Below are 16,055 nucleotides of genomic sequence, written 5' to 3'. Positions count from 1 at the left end.
AACCCTGAATAGGCAGGAAGAGAAATGGCCGACGAAGGCTTACGCCCAATTATCGTAAAGCGGGTGAAAAAAGGCGGTGGCGGTCACCACGGCGGCGCGTGGAAGATCGCTTATGCCGACTTCGTCACGGCGATGATGGCATTCTTTCTTCTTATGTGGCTGTTGGGCTCGACCGCAAAGGGCGAACTGCAGGGTATTGCCGAATACTTCAAGACCCCGCTCAAGGTGGCGATGTCGGGCGGCTCAGGTTCCGGCGACAGCTCCAGCATCGTGCAGGGCGGCGGCAAGGACCTTACACGCAAGGAAGGGCAGGTCAAGAAGGGCGACGACCCGGAGATGAAGAAGACCTACAACCTGCAGGCCGCCCACCTGAAGGAAGCAGAAGCCCAGCTTGAACGTGCCGAACTGGCAAGGCTGCGCACGCTGAAAGCTCGCATCGAAGAAGCGATCGAGGCACGTCCCGCGCTCAGGCAGTTCAAGAGCCAGCTGCTGATTGATATCACCACCGAAGGCTTGCGCATACAGATCGTCGATGAAAAGAACCGCCCCATGTTCGCCCTGGCGAAGGCCGAACTGCAGCCGTACACAAAAGACATTCTGTACGAAATTGGTCGGGCATTGAACGATATGCCCAACAGGATCAGTCTTTCCGGGCATACTGATGCCACGCCCTATGCCAGCGGTGAAAAGGGATACAGCAACTGGGAATTGTCGGCGGACCGTGCCAACGCTTCGCGCCGCGCGCTGATTGCCGGAGGCATGGATGAAACCAAGGTGTTGCGGGTGGTCGGTCTGTCGTCCGCCGTATTGTTCGACAAGAGCGATGCCTTCAATCCGGTCAACCGGCGCATCAGCATTATTGTGATGAACAAGAAGGCGGAAGAAACCGCCTCGAAAGACGGCGGGACCGTGCAGGTGATGAATGCTGCAGAAGTCAGGCAGGATGTGCCCAACGTCGTGGCAACGCCGGAACCGGCGAAGTAAGGATGTCGGATGCAAGTCGCGGGACGAACCCTGTTGGAGACAGGACATTTTCATGACTAAAGAAAAGTTGTTGGGCTCTCAGGTGCAGCATCTGTTATCCACTCTGTCGGATCACGGTACGCAGCACTTGAACGAAGTCGAGACCGACCTGGTGCAGACCAGCTTTCTTCTTGGCGAGGCAATCCAGAAGCTCGGAACGAGTTTCATGGCCATCCATGAAGCCATCGCCTCCCAGCAGCAAACCATTGACCTGCTGCTATCGGGCGCGACCCTGACACCGGAAATAGCCGAAAACCTGAAGGCCAGGCATGGCGAGATCGGCAAGCATGTCAATGCTGCCGTGACCGGCCTGCAGTTTCAGGACATGACCGGCCAGTTGATCAGCCGTACCGTGCGCCGCGTGATCGGACTGCGCGAGGTGTTGGGCGGTCTGAGCGCCGGCAGTGCCAGCATTTCCGAAAGCAATGCGGAGGAAATCGTCGCGACCCTGCATACCATTAACACGGTGCTGGAAGAGCAGAGCGTCAAACTGGAAAGCGCGCTGTGGAAAGCGGTATGTCAGACGCATATGGAAAGCGGCGACATCGAATTGTTCTAGTGCCGCTCGGTTCGATGCCGGGCGACGCTGAATGGGCATAAAGAAAACCGGGCTGACCCGGAAATGAAAATTGCAGGAGTTACAAAGATGGCAAAAACGATATTGGCGGTGGATGATTCAGGCTCTTTGCGACAGATGGTCGTGTTCAGCCTGCGAGCCGCTGGTTACCAGGTTACCGAGGCAGTCGACGGACAGGATGGTCTTGAGAAGGCGAAAGGCCAGATATTTGATCTGGTGCTGACCGACCAGAACATGCCGCGCATGGACGGACTGACGCTGATCCGTTCGCTGCGTGGATTGCCCACTTATCAAAAAGTGCCGATCTTGATGCTTACCACCGAATCGAGCGACGAGATGAAATCGAAAGGGCGCGCCGCTGGCGCCAATGGCTGGCTGGTCAAGCCTTTTGATCCGCAACGCCTGACTGAAGTCGTAAAGAAAGTGATCGGTTGAGGCCGGATTGCGCAGCAATCACAAAGCAACCATGTAATACCAATTCTGACCCATTTGTCACGTTACGGGTCAGGATTGGTATAAAGCGCAGATGACGGAGTTCCATAATGACCATTGACATGAGCCAGTTCTTTCAGGTGTTCTTTGACGAGACCGAAGAACTCCTCGCAGAAATGGAAAAGCTGCTCCTGGCAATCGACGTCGCTTCTCCCGACAAAGAGGACCTGAACGCGATCTTCCGCGCGGCCCATTCGATCAAGGGAGGCGCGGGAACCTTCGGCCTGAATGACCTGATCGAAGTCACGCATGTACTCGAGTCGCTGCTGGACAAGATTCGCAAAGGCGAGATGGCCCTGTCGGCCGAGCACGTCGATGCTTTTCTGGTGGCCAAGGACGCCCTGAAGATGCAGCTCGACGGACATCGCCTGCATACACCGGTCGATCAGGAAGCTGTCGCCGATGCGAGGATGATGCTCGAGTCGCTGTCCGAAGGCGAGATGCCCAAAGCCTTGCCCAGCGCATCGCTGGACCTTGCGCCGCGCCCGGGTCCCACTGTCTCGCCTAGCGATGGTTCGGGGCGGCACTTCCGTATCGAATTGCCCGAGGTGCCGGCGCGCGACGTCGAGGCGCTTGCCGCCGAACTCGGCTTGCTGGGACAGATCAGCAAGGAGGATAGCGCTGGCCAAGGCACGATATTCAACCTCGTTGGCAATGGATCCCGGGATGACATCATTGCGATCTGTTCGTTCATCGTCGATCCGAGCGACCTCAGGATCACCGAACAGGCGCCGGCGCGAACATTGACGGCGGCCGAAGCAAAGGCGGCCCAGGAAGAAGCCCAGGGTTATGGTTTCTTCGAACCGCTTGAAATGGATGCCGCGCAGGCGGCTGCCGAAAAGGCGGCGCAGGAAGAAAAGCAAGGTTACGGATTTTTCGAGCCCTTCGAGCCGCCCGCGGCCATGGCTGAGCTTGAGCCGGTAAAGACCGAGACGGCGACGGCATACGTTGCCGTACCCACGCCCTCGACGGAGCAGGCAACGACCATGGTCGATCGTAAACCCGCGGCAAAGCGCGAAGCCGACAAGGCCGCGCACAATGCCGAAAGTTCGTCCATCCGCGTCGGCATTGAAAAGGTCGACCAGCTCATCAACCTTGTCGGTGAACTCGTGATCACCCAGGCCATGATAGAGCAACGTACCAGTTCGCTTGATCCAATGTTGCACGAACGACTGCTGAATAGCGTGAGCCAGTTGACGCGCAATACCCGGGATTTGCAGGAAGCCGTGATGTCAATTCGCATGATGCCGATGGACTACGTGTTCTCGCGTTTTCCGCGCATGGTGCGCGACCTCGCGAGCAAGCTCGGCAAGCGCATCGAATTCGTCACGCATGGTGCGGCCACGGAACTCGACAAAGGCCTGATCGAACGAATCGTCGATCCGCTGACGCACCTGGTTCGCAACAGTATCGACCATGGCATCGAGATGCCGGAAGCACGCCGGGCCGCCGGCAAGAACGAGACCGGCAAGCTGTCCCTGTCGGCAGGACACCAGGGCGGCAATATCGTGATTGAAGTGACCGACGACGGCGGCGGCCTCAACCGGGAAAAAATTCTGGACAAGGCAAAATCGCAAGGCTTGGCCGTGCCGGATTCGATGTCGGACGCGGAAGTGTGGCAACTGATCTTCGCGCCCGGCTTTTCGACAGCCGATACCGTTACCGATGTTTCCGGACGTGGCGTTGGCATGGATGTGGTCAAGCGCAATATTGCCGCCATGGGCGGCGCGGTCGACATCCGCTCGGCGAAGGGTTTCGGGACCACGATTTCCATTTCCTTGCCGCTTACGCTGGCGATCCTTGACGGCATGTCGATCAAGGTCGGCGAAGAAATCTATATCCTGCCGCTCGGCTATGTCGTTGAATCGCTGCAGCCGGATCCGGTCGACGTCAAGGAGATCAGCGGACAGGGACGCGTGGTCAAAGTGCGTGGCGACTACCTGCCTTTGATTCCTCTGTATCAGATGTTCGGCATCGAACCGCGCTTTACCGATCCTTCCAAAGGCATAGTCGTCATTCTCGAATCGGAGGGCAGGAAAGCAGCGTTGTTTGTGGATGACCTGGTAGGCCAGCAACAAGTCGTCGTCAAGAATCTCGAATCCAATTACCGCAAGGTTGCAGGCATTTCCGGCGCTACCATCCTCGGCGATGGCGGCGTCTCGTTAATCATCGACGTCGCAGCGCTGCTGCGATCCAGCCGTCAGCTCGCTGACGAATCCATTTTTTCCTGAAAGGGACCTAGCCATGACGCAAGCAATTCAAATGAACACTCCCATTAACGGTGAAAAATCCGACCGCGATATCGCTGGCCAGGAATATCTCGCCTTCACCCTCGGCAAGGAAGAATATGGCATCGATATCCTGAAGGTTCAGGAAATTCGTGGCTATGAAACCGTTACCCGTATCGCCAATGCACCCGACTTCATCAAAGGCGTGGTGAACCTGCGCGGCATTATCGTGCCGATCGTCGACATGCGTATCAAGTTCCAGCTCGGAGAACCGACCTACGATCAGTTCACTGTCGTCATCATTCTGAATATCGGCGGGCGCGTCGTCGGTATGGTGGTCGATAGCGTGTCGGATGTCATTACCTTGTCGCCGGAACAGATCAAGCCGGCGCCGGAAATGGGCACAGCGCTCAACACCGATTATCTGATCGGCCTTGGCACGATCGATCAACGCATGCTGATTCTGGTGGACATCGACCGTCTGATGTCCAGCGCCGAAATGGGTCTCATCGACAAGATCGCTGCGTAACAGCGACGTAGTTGCACGCAACAAAGGCAACAAAGGCAGCAAAGGCAACAAAGAAAACAAAGGCCGCAAAGACGGCCGAACCATCCATTCGGAGAGACAACAAAGGCAGGCCGGCAACGTACCGGCCTGACCGATAACAATAGAGGGTAGGGACAAATGCTTAAAAATCTTACGATCAAATCACGGCTGGTGTTCGTGATCAGTTTCCTTTCTCTGCTGCTGGTGGGCAGTGGAGTTGTAGGCGTATCGAGCCTGAGCTCGGCGAATAATTCCTTACGGACGATTTACGACGACCGGATGGTTCCCATCAGTCAGCTGAACCACATTGTGCGCATTGCGTCGGAAAGTCGCATGGCGGTGGCCGAGTCGATGAACGGGGATCCCGCTGTTGTCACGAAGCGAATGGACGAGGTGGATCGCAAGACTGCTGAGATCGACAAGATCTGGAACACCTTCATGTCGGCCAACCTGAGCGCTGAAGAAAAAAACATGGCCGGCAAGTCGCTGGAAAGCCGCAAGAAGTATGTCGTCGATGGCTTGAAACCGACGGTCGAGGCTTTGCGCGCAGCGAATGTGCAAATGGCGATGGAGTTGATGCAAGGGCCGATGAGCCAGCATTACAACGTTTTTCAGGAGCATATCGATGGCCTGATCAAGATGGAAGAAAAGGTTGCGCGCAGCGAATTCGAAAAAACGCAGTCGCTCTATCTTACTGTCCGAAACATTTCCATCGTAGCCATGGTGCTGGGCGTCGGTCTTGCAGCCTTCATCGGCATGTGGCTGATTCGCGCAATCTCGAACCCGCTTAACGAAGCCGTCCGGATTGCACGCAGCGTTTCCTCTGGCGATCTGTCGCAAAAGATCGAAATCAAATCCAACGACGAGACCGGTCAGTTGCTGGCCGCGCTCAAGGTAATGACAGACAGCCTGTCGCATACCGTCGGCCAGGTACGTATCGGCACCGACACCATCGGCGTGGCCTCGCGCGAAATTGCATCCGGTAATGCCGATTTGTCTTCGCGCACCGAATCCCAGGCCAGCTCGCTGGAAGAGACTGCCTCGTCGATGGAGGAACTGACTTCGACGGTTAAGCAGAATGCAGAAAATGCGCGCCAGGCCAACCAGCTGGTGGTGTCGGCATCCGACGTGGCGATGCGCGGCGGCACGGTGGTCGGCCAGGTAGTCGATACCATGGGTTCGATCAAGGAAAGCTCGCGCAAGATCGTCGACATCATTGGCGTGATCGACGGCATTGCGTTCCAGACCAACATTCTTGCGCTGAACGCGGCGGTGGAAGCTGCGCGTGCGGGCGAACAGGGCAGGGGGTTTGCGGTGGTGGCGGCGGAAGTGCGCAATCTTGCTCAGCGCTCGGCCGGTGCGGCCAAGGAAATCAAGTCGCTGATCGGTGACTCGGTGGAGAAGGTGGATGTGGGCAGCAAGCTGGTCGACGAGGCCGGCAAGACCATGGGTGAAATCGTGGAATCGGTCAAGCATGTGGCCGACATCATGAACGAGATCACGGCAGCCAGCGATGAGCAGAGCGCGGGTATCGAGCAGGTCAATCAGGCTATTAATCAGATGGATGAAATGACCCAGCAAAATGCAGCGCTGGTCGAACAGGCCGCCGCCGCCGCCGACAGCATGCAGATCCAGGCTTCCACACTTGCTCAGGCGGTCGCCGTTTTCAAACTTGATCCGGCCGGCCAAGCCGCCATGCAGCAACATGCGGCGCCTGCGTCATCTGTTGCATCCGCGCCGGCAAAACCGGCAGCAGGCGTAGCCTTGGCTCGCCCCTCGGCCGGCAAGGCGGTCCAGACAAGGTCGGTATCGCAGCCCGCGGCACGCTCCACTCAGCCGGTGAGCGCCGGTAACGGCGATGAATGGGAAGAGTTTTAACCACACGCATCGATTCTTAGAGCGATTCGAGCGTGACCCGTTCGCCGATGCCGGCCGCCTTGTTCGGGGCAAGGTGCTGCGTGAGGGCTGCCGAGGCCATCTTGTCGTGGTATCCGTCACGGCAAGGCACCGTCTTTTTTGCTCGGGACAATCCGCCTCGGCTTTGATTGAGCCAGTCAGACTGAATCCGCATCTAATACGTTTCGAAGAAGCGATTCCCGGTATCCAACAAAATTAAAGGACACAAAATGTTCAATCTCTCCAACCTCAGGATCGGAGCAAGACTGGCGCTTGGTTTTGGTCTCGTGCTGCTATGTGCAACCGCGCTATTGATCCTCGGTTTGTGGCGCATGACTGCGTTGCATGCAAATACCGAGCTGATCGTTTCCGAAAAAGTGGCCAGCCTGACCAGCGCTATGGAAATGCGTGAGGCCGGCTGGACGATCGCAATGGCCTTGCGCATGATTGCAACGCCTACCGATGCCACCGAGGGCGAACGCGAATCCAAACGTCTGGCTGAGCTGCTGGACGGCTACAGGAAGGCGGAAGACACCTTCAAGAAGACCGCTACTGACGCAGGTTCCCGTGCCGCGCTCGTGCCTGTGCTGGAGCAGCAACAGGCAATTCTCCCTCTGATTGAAAAAATACGGGCACATGCAACCGGCGGAAATTATTTTGATGCGGCATCCATGCTGAAGACGGATTTCCTGCCGGCGCATAGTAAATGGACCACGACGCTGGTGGCCTTGGCGGAGCAGCAGCAAAAAACCATGCAAACGACCTATGCAGAGTCTCAGGAAAACTTTGCATCGACGCGCCTGGGCATGCTTGCCGTCGGTATTATCACGCTCGCGCTAGGCGCCTTCATTGCGCTTTACATCACGCGCACGATCACCGTGCCGCTACAACGGGCCGCGGCTATTGCCGACACGATTGCCAGCGGCGATCTGACTACGCAAATCGATGTCGCAGGCAAGGATGAAGCAGCCCGTCTCTCGCATTCATTGAAGGTGATGCAGGCGAATCTGGTCAGCACGGTTAGCAATATCAAGCAAGGTACCGAAATGATGTCGGTGGCTGCACGGGAGATTGCATCTGGCAATGCAGACCTGTCGTCGCGTACCGAATCCCAGGCCAGCTCGCTGGAAGAGACTGCCTCGTCGATGGAGGAACTGACTTCGACGGTCAAGCAGAATGCAGAAAATGCGCGCCAGGCCAACCAGCTGGTGGTGTCGGCATCCGATGTGGCGGTGCGCGGCGGCACGGTGGTCGGCCAGGTAGTCGACACCATGGGTTCGATCAAGGAAAGCTCGCGCAAGATCGTCGACATCATTGGCGTGATCGACGGCATTGCGTTCCAGACCAACATCCTTGCGCTGAACGCGGCGGTGGAAGCTGCGCGTGCAGGTGAACAGGGCAGGGGGTTTGCGGTGGTGGCGGCGGAAGTGCGTAATCTTGCTCAGCGCTCGGCCGGTGCGGCCAAGGAAATCAAGTCGCTGATCGGTGACTCGGTGGAGAAGGTGGATGTGGGCAGCAAGCTGGTCGACGAGGCCGGCAAGACCATGGACGAGATCGTCACCTCGGTCAAGCATGTGGCCGACATCATGAACGAGATCACCGCAGCCAGCCAGGAACAGAGTTCCGGTATTGCCGAAGTCAGCAGCACAATCGGGCAAATGGATGAAATGACCCAGCAAAATGCCGCGCTGGTCGAACAGGCGGCAGCGGCGGCCGAAAGCATGCAGGAGCAATCGGTGAAGCTGGAAGAGGCGGTGGCGGTATTCAAGGTCCATGCCTCCGGTATGAAGCCGCCGGCTGCCGCACCGGCTCGTACCGACTCGGTATTGGCTAAGCCGGTTATGCTTGCCGCACGTCCTGTAACGGCGGCCCGCAGCGCTGCAGCATTGAGCAATGCAACAAATACAAGAAAGCTGTCCAGTAATGCGTCTGGTGATTGGGAAGAGTTTTAATACCTGTCCTTGGATGTGATATGCCATGTAATTGAACAGGACGGGCATCGGTCTGGGGTGTCGCAAGCAGTGGCTGGCTTTTGCTAACGCGAGAACCTCCAGCAAGAAGTCGTGCGACACCTCTTTGCCCGTTCATTGTTCGCACCCGCAGCACCATCGGTGCACTGTCTGGCCCTTTCATAACAGTTGCAAGATCCTTAAGACTGATATCTGAGTTCGCCACCAATGCCACCGCACGACGAGCGTCTTGCTGGTGTTCCCTCCCTTTTGCCACGCGTAATACGTGTTATTAACAGCGGCAGAAATTTCGTTCGTAAAAAACGTGGCTGGAGTGCCTGGATTTCTCCTGAAAGCAGGGATTTTTGCCGCTTTCTGATGGCTTGCCCCATTGCTTCAGGGTAATATATTTAAAGCTCGTGTCGTGATGGATTCCCGTAAGCGGAAATCGCCTGAAACGAGTTAAACATAACAACACCCTTGAGTCGGAGGCAGTACATGATGAATCTGCGAAATTTGCGTATCGGTGCACGCCTGGGAGTAGGCTTTGGCGTAATCCTTGCCATTCTCGTACTCAGTATCGTGATTGGTAACGTACTCACGACAAACAACAAGAAGAAGCTGATCGAAGGTCTCGAACATTCGAATATCAAAGGGCAGCTTGCCGTCACAATGAAAAGCGCGTTGCTGGAAGGCGGCGTGGCCATGCGCAATATCGGTCTGCAATCCGATGTGGGCGCGATGCAAAAAGAAGAAAGCCGCGCCAAGGCACAAAACAAACGCTACGCTGAAGCACGCGACAAGCTCAGTGCGCTCGGCTTGACCGATGAAGAAAAGAAGATATTGGCCGAGATTGCCCGCCTCGATCAGGAAATTGCAGCGCCATTCAAGGAAGCGATCGGACAGGCACTTGCCTTTAACAGCGAAGGCGCATCCAAGGTCATTTCCAGTCGTATCGATCCGCTGAACCAGCAAGCGGTAGTCGAAATGGACAAGCTCGTCGCGTTGCAGCAGGCTGCGGCGAACAAGGTGCTCAGCGGTTCCGTGGCCGACGATAATCGTCTGCTGGTACTGCTGTTTGCACTGGGTGCAGTGGCGCTTGCTGTTGGCGGATTGTTCGCGCTCATGATTTCCAAAAGTATTACCAACCCGCTCAATCAGGCAGTGGCCGTTGCCAGTCGCGTCGCGACCGGTGATCTGACATCGCGTATCGACGAAAGCAGCCGGGATGAAATCGGCCAGTTGTTCAATGCCTTGCGCCAGATGAACGGCAGTCTGGCTGAAATTGTCGGAAACGTACGTACCGGTACTGAAAACATTGGAGTCGCCTCGCGTGAAATCGCCGCAGGCAATGCAGACCTGTCGTCGCGTACCGAATCCCAGGCCAGCTCGCTGGAAGAGACCGCTTCATCGATGGAACAATTGACCTCGACGGTCAAGCAGAATGCAGAAAATGCGCGCCAGGCCAACCAGCTGGTGGTGTCGGCATCCGATGTGGCGATGCGCGGCGGCACGGTGGTCGGCCAGGTGGTCGATACCATGGGTTCGATCAAGGAAAGCTCGCGCAAGATCGTCGACATCATTGGCGTGATCGACGGCATTGCGTTCCAGACCAACATTCTTGCGCTGAACGCGGCGGTGGAAGCTGCGCGTGCGGGCGAACAGGGCAGGGGGTTTGCGGTGGTGGCGGCGGAAGTGCGCAATCTTGCTCAGCGCTCGGCCGGTGCGGCCAAGGAAATCAAGTCGCTGATCGGTGACTCGGTGGAAAAGGTGGATGTGGGCAGCAAGCTGGTCGACGAAGCCGGCAAGACCATGAACGAGATCGTCACCTCGGTCAAGCATGTGGCCGACATCATGAACGAGATCACGGCAGCCAGCCAGGAACAGAGTTCCGGTATCCAGGAAGTCAGCCAGGCGATCACCCAAATGGATGAAATGACGCAGCGTAACGCCGCGCTGGTTGAGGAAGCCGCCGCCACCGCGGAAAGCATGCAGACGCAGTCGAGCGCCCTGGCGCAGGCAGTTGCCGTATTCAAGCTGCGCGAAGGCGACGCAGCCATGCACCAAATGGCATCGACGCCGCTAACAGCATCTGTCGCGGTTGCCGCGCCGGTTCAGCGTGCGCCGGCGGCGCCGAAGGCTGTAACAAGGACCAGGCCGGCAGCGCCGGCTTCAAGCGCGACGCAAGTTGCCAAGCCGGCACCGCGCCTGCCCGCCACCAGTGGCGATGACTGGGAAGAGTTTTGACGTAAGCAACAGTACGATCCGCTTAAGATCGCGGTAAGTGCTGCCGATAAAGAGAATATAAGGCCGGCAAGGACAAGCCTGCCAGACGGCGCCAAATCGATAGTAATCAGAAACCAAAATAACTTTGGAGGCCGAATGATTAACGTTAAGCAGATGCCGATGCGCTCTTTTGCCATCGGTGCAGGCGCTGTTGCTACAGGCACGGCTGCTGCTGGCTTGGCAGCCTGGGGCGGCGGTGACAGCGTCGGCCCGGTAGTGTCCGCCGTCATCGCATCGGTGACGGCAACCGGTTTGGCATTCTTCGGGCGGCGCGGGCAAGGCTCCGGTGCCGCCAATATTCTTCGCGCGGTCGGCGACGAGGTCGATCACATCATGATCGGCGCTGCCGAAACCTCGTATTTTGTCGATTCCATCAAGAAAAAAGTCGACCTCGATCTTCAGATAACCGAAGACATCGTCGGTCGCGCTGATCAGACGGCGGAGGCGACCAAGCAGATCGCCGCCAATGCCGAGCGGGCGTCCAAGGTGGCCGCGGATGTGCGCAGCGAAAGCGTCGCCGGGCGGGCCGAAGTCGACCAGGGTTTGCAACGGATTAACAATGCGCGTCAGGATGCGCAAACGGCTTCACAGCTGATGGCTGCGCTGCAGGAAAAATCCCGGCGTATTCATGTGATCACCGAAGTGATCAACGAAATTGCCGCCCGTACCAATCTGCTTGCACTGAATGCAGCGATCGAAGCGGCACGTGCCGGCGAACATGGCCGCGGCTTTGCCGTCGTTGCCGGCGAAGTGAGGCAACTGGCGCAGCGCACCAAATCGGCCACCGACGATATCGGCATCATGGTCAAGGAAATCAACGACGAAGCCGAACGCGCGGCATCCGGCATGAGTTCGCTGACGGCCAAGGTAAGCGACGCCGCACAGAACGTCGAACGTGTGCATGGCTTTTTGGGTAACATCGAACGCTCGGCTGGTGTATCGGAAAACGAGATCCAGCAGATTGCAGGCGCGTCCCGTGAACATGTCGAGACCACGAATGCGATCGCGCACGCGGTGTCTCGCATTCGCGACGGCATGCTCGCTACCGAAGACGAATTGCCGCGTGCCGCGCAGTCGGCGATGCTCTTGTCGGAGCGCGGCGAAATGCTATTCGAAGCGATGGCGCGTTCCAACGCCGGCACGTCTCATGATGCGCTGCGCGAGGTCGCGCAGCATGCGGCGCACGAGGTCGGCAAGCTGTTCGAGCAGGCGATCGCCACCGGTCAGATTACCGAGGCCGCGCTGTTCGAGCGTAGCTACAAGCCGATCCCGAACACCAATCCGCAAAAGCATACGACGACCTTCGACAATTTCACCGACCGCGTATTGCCGGCGATTCAGGAACGCATCCTCGAACAATGGACGCAGCTTGCCTATGCCGGCGCGGTCGACAATAACGGCTACTTCCCTACGCATAACAGGAAGTTTTCCAAGCCGCTGACCGGCGACTACGAAACCGACCTGGTCAACAACCGGACCAAACGTGTGTTCAACGATCGCACCGGTTCGCGCTGCGGTTCGAATACCAAACCCTTCCTGCTTCAGACGTACAAACGGGATACCGGCGAAGTGATGCATGACCTGTCTGCTCCAATTTACGTCAATGGCAAGCATTGGGGCGGGTTCAGGCTGGGTTATCGCTCGAGCGCGCCGGTTGCCGCAGCGCCCGCTGCAGTCAAAGCAGCAAAGACGGTCACGCCGGTGAATGCACGACCTGCAGCGGCAGTCGGCACGGCAACCAAACGCTTGTCCGGTAAACAAGGCAAGTAATACGCACATGCACAACGGAATGGCTTGAAATGACTTTGGTGCGACAAACCAGACCGGATGCCTCAAAGGAATTTGAGTTTACGGCACGTGATTTTGACAGAGTGCGTGCGCTGATACACAGGCGCGCAGGAATCGCACTTGCAGAGAGCAAGCAGGAAATGGTGTACAGCCGTCTTGCGCGCCGACTGCGCGCGACCGGCATCCGCTCTTTTCATACTTATCTGGACAGCCTGGAAAGCAGACCTGACGACGACGAGTGGGAAGCATTTACCAATGCCCTGACCACGAACCTCACGTCGTTTTTTCGGGAAGAACATCACTTTCCAATTCTGGCCGAACATGTGCGCAAGGCCAAGGAGCCCGTCACGATATGGTGTTCCGCCAGTTCCACCGGCGAGGAGCCGTATTCGATCGCAATGACCCTGTGCGAAGCGCTGGGTGCAACGGCAGCACAGTCGCATGTGATCGCGACCGACATCGATACCAATGTGCTGAACACGGCTTCCGCTGGTATTTATACGATGGACCGGCTGGACAAGATGAACCCGGAGCGCGCGCGGCGTTTTTTCCTGAAAGGCAAGGGCGAACACACCGGCCTGGTACGTGTACGCCCGGAATTGCGTCAGATGGTCACCTTCAAGCAATTGAACCTGCTGTCCGACGACTGGCCGGTAAGCGGGCAGTTCGATGCAATTTTTTGCCGCAACGTGATGATCTACTTCGACAAGCCGACGCAGGGCAAGATACTTTCCCGCTTTGCGCCGTTGATGAAACCGGACGCCTTGCTGTTCGCAGGCCATTCGGAAAACTTTTTATATGTTTCGGATGCCTTCAAGCTTAGGGGTAAAACCGTGTACGAACTTGATCCATCGAGGCATGTGCATCGCATGCAACGGCCGACAGGAGTGACAAACAAGCCATGACTTTCGGAATCGAAGAACATTTCGCAACCAACGTCTACTACGATCGCACTTTCGATTGCGACGCAGCCAAGATTCTACCCGGAGAGTATTACTACACATGCAAGGACATGCTCATCGTCACCGTTCTCGGCTCATGCGTGTCGGCCTGCATCCGTGATCGCGTCACTGGTATAGGCGGGATGAATCACTTCATGCTGCCCGATGGCGGAGGTGATGCCGACAGTCCGGTATCGGCATCGATGCGCTACGGAACCTACGCGATGGAAGTGCTGATCAACGATCTGCTCAAGGCAGGGGCGCGGCGTGAAAATCTGGAAGCCAAGGTTTTCGGCGGCGGCAATGTATTGCGCGGTTTCATTGCTATCAATGTCGGCGAGCGCAATGCGCTATTCGTGCGTGAATATCTGCGCGCCGAAAATATCCGCGTGGTCGCTGAAGATCTCAATGATATTCATCCTCGCAAGGTGTATTTCTTTCCCCGCTCCGGCAAGGTGCTGGTGAAGAAACTCAAGCAACTGAACAACAACACGCTGGTGAACCGGGAACAGGATTACGCAAGCCGTCTGCAGACGACGCCTGTGGCTGGCGATATCGAACTGTTTACCTGATTCGTTTTTGCTTCGAATAGATTTGTTATGAAAACTAAAGTATTGATCGTTGACGATTCTGCGCTGATCCGCAGCGTCATGAATGAAATCATACGCAAGCAGCCGGACATGGAGGTAGTGGGCGTTGCGCCGGACCCCATCGTTGCGCGCGAACTCATCAAGCAGACCAATCCCGACGTTCTTACGCTGGATGTGGAAATGCCACGTATGGACGGGCTGGATTTTCTTGAAAAGCTGATGCGGCTGCGGCCGATGCCAGTGGTCATGGTGTCCTCGCTTACCGAGCGCGGTTCTGAAATCACCTTGCGTGCGCTGGAACTTGGGGCAGTCGATTTCGTGACCAAACCCAAGCTGTCGATTCAGAGCGGCATGCTCGAATATGCCGAACTCATTACCGACAAGATACGGGCCGCGGCAAAAGCCCGCGTCAAGGCGCGCACGGTTGCACAATCCGATCCGAACCGCATCGCCGGCGAAGGCTTGCCGCTGATCCGCAATCCGCTTACCAGTAGTGAAAAGCTCATCATCATCGGCGCATCCACCGGCGGCACCGAAGCGATCAAGGAGTTCCTGATGCAGATGCCTTCCGATTGCCCAGGCATCCTGATCACGCAGCATATGCCTGAAGGCTTTACCCGTTCCTTTGCCAAGCGCCTCGACGGCTTGTGCAAGATCACGGTGCGTGAGTCCGAAGGCGGCGAACGGGTATTGCCCGGCCATGCATTCATCGCACCCGGTCATTCGCATCTGCAGCTTGTGCGCAGCGGTGCAAACTACATGACCCAGCTCGATCAGGGCCCGCCGGTGAACCGGCATCGTCCGTCGGTCGATGTACTGTTCGATTCGGCCGCGCGGCATGCCGGCAAGAATGCGGTCGGTGTCATTCTGACCGGCATGGGCAAGGATGGTGCGAACGGCATGCTGGCAATGAAGAGCGCCGGCGCGTACAACTTTGCGCAGGACGAGGCATCCTGTGTCGTGTTCGGCATGCCGCGCGAAGCGATCGCGGTAGGTGCGACTCATGAAGTCGGTGCGCTGGCGGCATTGCCTGGAATGGTGCTGGGCTATCTTGCTGCCAACAGCAGTCGGGCCTTGCGCGTGTAATGTATGTCGTCAGCGCAGGGTGGTGTTGTCATTTGATATATTCCTACCCGGCCTGCGATGGTGAAAATGTCTCGCTGTTGTTAATGGCATCCAAGTTTGCATATGCTTTGGGTGCATAATCAATAGCGATAGGATTATACTGAGGCCCTGCGGACCGTTCAGGTCCGTAGCAGAACGACTGGTCGATAACGATTTGCAGAATCAATGGAGTAATTCATGGCGGGTCCAAATACAAAGTTCTTGGTGGTTGACGATTTCTCGACGATGCGTCGTATCGTTCGCAATCTGCTGAAAGAATTGGGCTACACGAATGTGGACGAAGCCGAAGACGGCGCGATGGCGCTTTCCAAGCTGCGAAGCGAGCAATTCGATTTCGTGATCTCTGACTGGAACATGCCGGTCATGGATGGATTGACCATGCTGCAGAATATCCGTGCCGATGCAGCATTGTCCAAGCTTCCGGTCTTGATGGTGACCGCGGAAGCGAAGAAGGAAAACATTATCGCGGCAGCTCAGGCCGGCGCCAACGGCTACGTCGTCAAGCCTTTTACCGCAGCGACGCTGGACGAGAAACTGTCGAAGATCTTCGAGAAGCTTGAAAAAGTCGGAGCCTGACGTGAGTCAGGCGCTGCAGCCGGCACCGGGAGCAGAC

14 protein-coding genes are annotated in these 16,055 nt (G+C 57.1%); 13 read left to right on the top strand and 1 reads right to left on the bottom strand.

Going from position 1 to position 16,055, the window contains the following annotated elements; genetic code table 11:
• Nucleotides 1-24: 24 nt before the first annotated feature.
• From motB to D3871_RS09355, 6 genes are all read left to right on the top strand, one after another.
• Complete coding sequence (gene motB, locus D3871_RS09380) at nt 25-984, top strand: flagellar motor protein MotB (protein WP_119768646.1); 960 nt, start codon at nt 25-27, stop codon at nt 982-984.
• A 52-nt stretch (nt 985-1,036) separates the two neighbouring features.
• Nucleotides 1,037-1,582, top strand: coding sequence for a chemotaxis protein (locus D3871_RS09375; protein WP_119768645.1), 546 nt, complete (start codon nt 1,037-1,039; stop codon nt 1,580-1,582).
• An 87-nt stretch (nt 1,583-1,669) separates the two neighbouring features.
• A complete protein-coding gene (locus D3871_RS09370; RefSeq protein WP_119768644.1) occupies nt 1,670-2,035 on the top strand; it encodes a response regulator in 366 nt (121 codons plus the stop codon).
• Nucleotides 2,036-2,142: 107 nt separating this feature from the next.
• The gene (gene cheA / locus D3871_RS09365) at nt 2,143-4,323 is read left to right on the top strand and encodes a chemotaxis protein CheA (protein ID WP_119768643.1); all 2,181 of its coding nucleotides are present in this window, start codon (nt 2,143-2,145) and stop codon (nt 4,321-4,323) included.
• A gap of 31 nt (nt 4,324-4,354) precedes the next feature.
• The gene (locus tag D3871_RS09360) at nt 4,355-4,849 is read left to right on the top strand and encodes a chemotaxis protein CheW (RefSeq protein ID WP_199724746.1); all 495 of its coding nucleotides are present in this window, start codon (nt 4,355-4,357) and stop codon (nt 4,847-4,849) included.
• Between the two features lie 156 nt (nt 4,850-5,005).
• Nucleotides 5,006-6,745 carry a methyl-accepting chemotaxis protein gene (locus tag D3871_RS09355; protein ID WP_119768641.1) on the top strand — a complete coding sequence of 580 codons (1,740 nt, stop codon included), beginning with the start codon at nt 5,006-5,008 and terminating at the stop codon, nt 6,743-6,745.
• A gap of 16 nt (nt 6,746-6,761) precedes the next feature.
• Here the strand turns inward: D3871_RS09355 and D3871_RS31300 are convergent, their stop codons facing one another.
• The gene (locus D3871_RS31300; protein WP_274381719.1) at nt 6,762-6,896 is read right to left on the bottom strand and encodes a hypothetical protein; all 135 of its coding nucleotides are present in this window, start codon (nt 6,894-6,896) and stop codon (nt 6,762-6,764) included.
• A gap of 97 nt (nt 6,897-6,993) precedes the next feature.
• On the opposite strand from D3871_RS31300, the gene D3871_RS09350 reads away from it, so the two are divergent.
• The 7 genes from D3871_RS09350 to cheY all read left to right on the top strand — a co-directional run bounded on the left by D3871_RS09350 (nt 6,994) and on the right by cheY (nt 16,018).
• On the top strand, nt 6,994-8,715 hold the full coding sequence (locus D3871_RS09350) for a methyl-accepting chemotaxis protein (RefSeq protein WP_119768640.1): 1,722 nt from the start codon (nt 6,994-6,996) through the stop codon (nt 8,713-8,715).
• Nucleotides 8,716-9,213: 498 nt separating this feature from the next.
• Nucleotides 9,214-10,959, top strand: a complete 1,746-nt coding sequence (locus tag D3871_RS09345) for a methyl-accepting chemotaxis protein (RefSeq protein WP_119769996.1) — start codon at nt 9,214-9,216, stop codon at nt 10,957-10,959.
• A gap of 135 nt (nt 10,960-11,094) precedes the next feature.
• A complete protein-coding gene (locus D3871_RS09340) occupies nt 11,095-12,768 on the top strand; it encodes a methyl-accepting chemotaxis protein (RefSeq protein ID WP_147376767.1) in 1,674 nt (557 codons plus the stop codon).
• A gap of 29 nt (nt 12,769-12,797) precedes the next feature.
• Nucleotides 12,798-13,691, top strand: coding sequence for a CheR family methyltransferase (locus D3871_RS09335; protein ID WP_199724745.1), 894 nt, complete (start codon nt 12,798-12,800; stop codon nt 13,689-13,691).
• Nucleotides 13,688-14,299 (top strand): chemoreceptor glutamine deamidase CheD, encoded by a 612-nt coding sequence (cheD, locus tag D3871_RS09330; RefSeq protein WP_119768639.1) that lies wholly within the window; start codon nt 13,688-13,690, stop codon nt 14,297-14,299. Before D3871_RS09335 ends, cheD begins: the two co-directional genes overlap by 4 nt.
• A gap of 27 nt (nt 14,300-14,326) precedes the next feature.
• Complete coding sequence (locus tag D3871_RS09325; protein ID WP_119768638.1) at nt 14,327-15,403, top strand: protein-glutamate methylesterase/protein-glutamine glutaminase; 1,077 nt, start codon at nt 14,327-14,329, stop codon at nt 15,401-15,403.
• Between the two features lie 216 nt (nt 15,404-15,619).
• Complete coding sequence (cheY, locus tag D3871_RS09320) at nt 15,620-16,018, top strand: chemotaxis response regulator CheY (RefSeq protein WP_057289438.1); 399 nt, start codon at nt 15,620-15,622, stop codon at nt 16,016-16,018.
• The last annotated feature ends 37 nt before the right edge of the window (nt 16,019-16,055 follow it).

This window comes from Noviherbaspirillum saxi (assembly GCF_003591035.1).
Classification (GTDB): Bacteria; Pseudomonadota; Gammaproteobacteria; order Burkholderiales; family Burkholderiaceae_D; genus Noviherbaspirillum; species Noviherbaspirillum saxi.
Note: the sequence above shows the minus strand (reverse complement) of the source record. Positions and strands in the feature narration are given on the sequence as shown.

Excerpts from the sequence above, each read along its gene's own strand:
- motB (WP_119768646.1), top strand. The coding sequence starts at position 25 with ATGGCCGACGAAGGCTTACGCCCAATTATCGTAAAGCGGGTGAAAAAA.
- cheY (WP_057289438.1), top strand. The coding sequence starts at position 15,620 with ATGGCGGGTCCAAATACAAAGTTCTTGGTGGTTGACGATTTCTCGACG.
- D3871_RS09370 (WP_119768644.1), top strand. The coding sequence starts at position 1,670 with ATGGCAAAAACGATATTGGCGGTGGATGATTCAGGCTCTTTGCGACAG.
- cheD (WP_119768639.1), top strand. The coding sequence starts at position 13,688 with ATGACTTTCGGAATCGAAGAACATTTCGCAACCAACGTCTACTACGAT.
- D3871_RS09325 (WP_119768638.1), top strand. The coding sequence starts at position 14,327 with ATGAAAACTAAAGTATTGATCGTTGACGATTCTGCGCTGATCCGCAGC.
- D3871_RS09340 (WP_147376767.1), top strand. The coding sequence starts at position 11,095 with ATGATTAACGTTAAGCAGATGCCGATGCGCTCTTTTGCCATCGGTGCA.
- cheA (WP_119768643.1), top strand. The coding sequence starts at position 2,143 with ATGACCATTGACATGAGCCAGTTCTTTCAGGTGTTCTTTGACGAGACC.
- D3871_RS09350 (WP_119768640.1), top strand. The coding sequence starts at position 6,994 with ATGTTCAATCTCTCCAACCTCAGGATCGGAGCAAGACTGGCGCTTGGT.
- D3871_RS09335 (WP_199724745.1), top strand. The coding sequence starts at position 12,798 with ATGACTTTGGTGCGACAAACCAGACCGGATGCCTCAAAGGAATTTGAG.
- D3871_RS09345 (WP_119769996.1), top strand. The coding sequence starts at position 9,214 with ATGAATCTGCGAAATTTGCGTATCGGTGCACGCCTGGGAGTAGGCTTT.
- D3871_RS09355 (WP_119768641.1), top strand. The coding sequence starts at position 5,006 with ATGCTTAAAAATCTTACGATCAAATCACGGCTGGTGTTCGTGATCAGT.
- D3871_RS09360 (WP_199724746.1), top strand. The coding sequence starts at position 4,355 with ATGAACACTCCCATTAACGGTGAAAAATCCGACCGCGATATCGCTGGC.
- D3871_RS09375 (WP_119768645.1), top strand. The coding sequence starts at position 1,037 with ATGACTAAAGAAAAGTTGTTGGGCTCTCAGGTGCAGCATCTGTTATCC.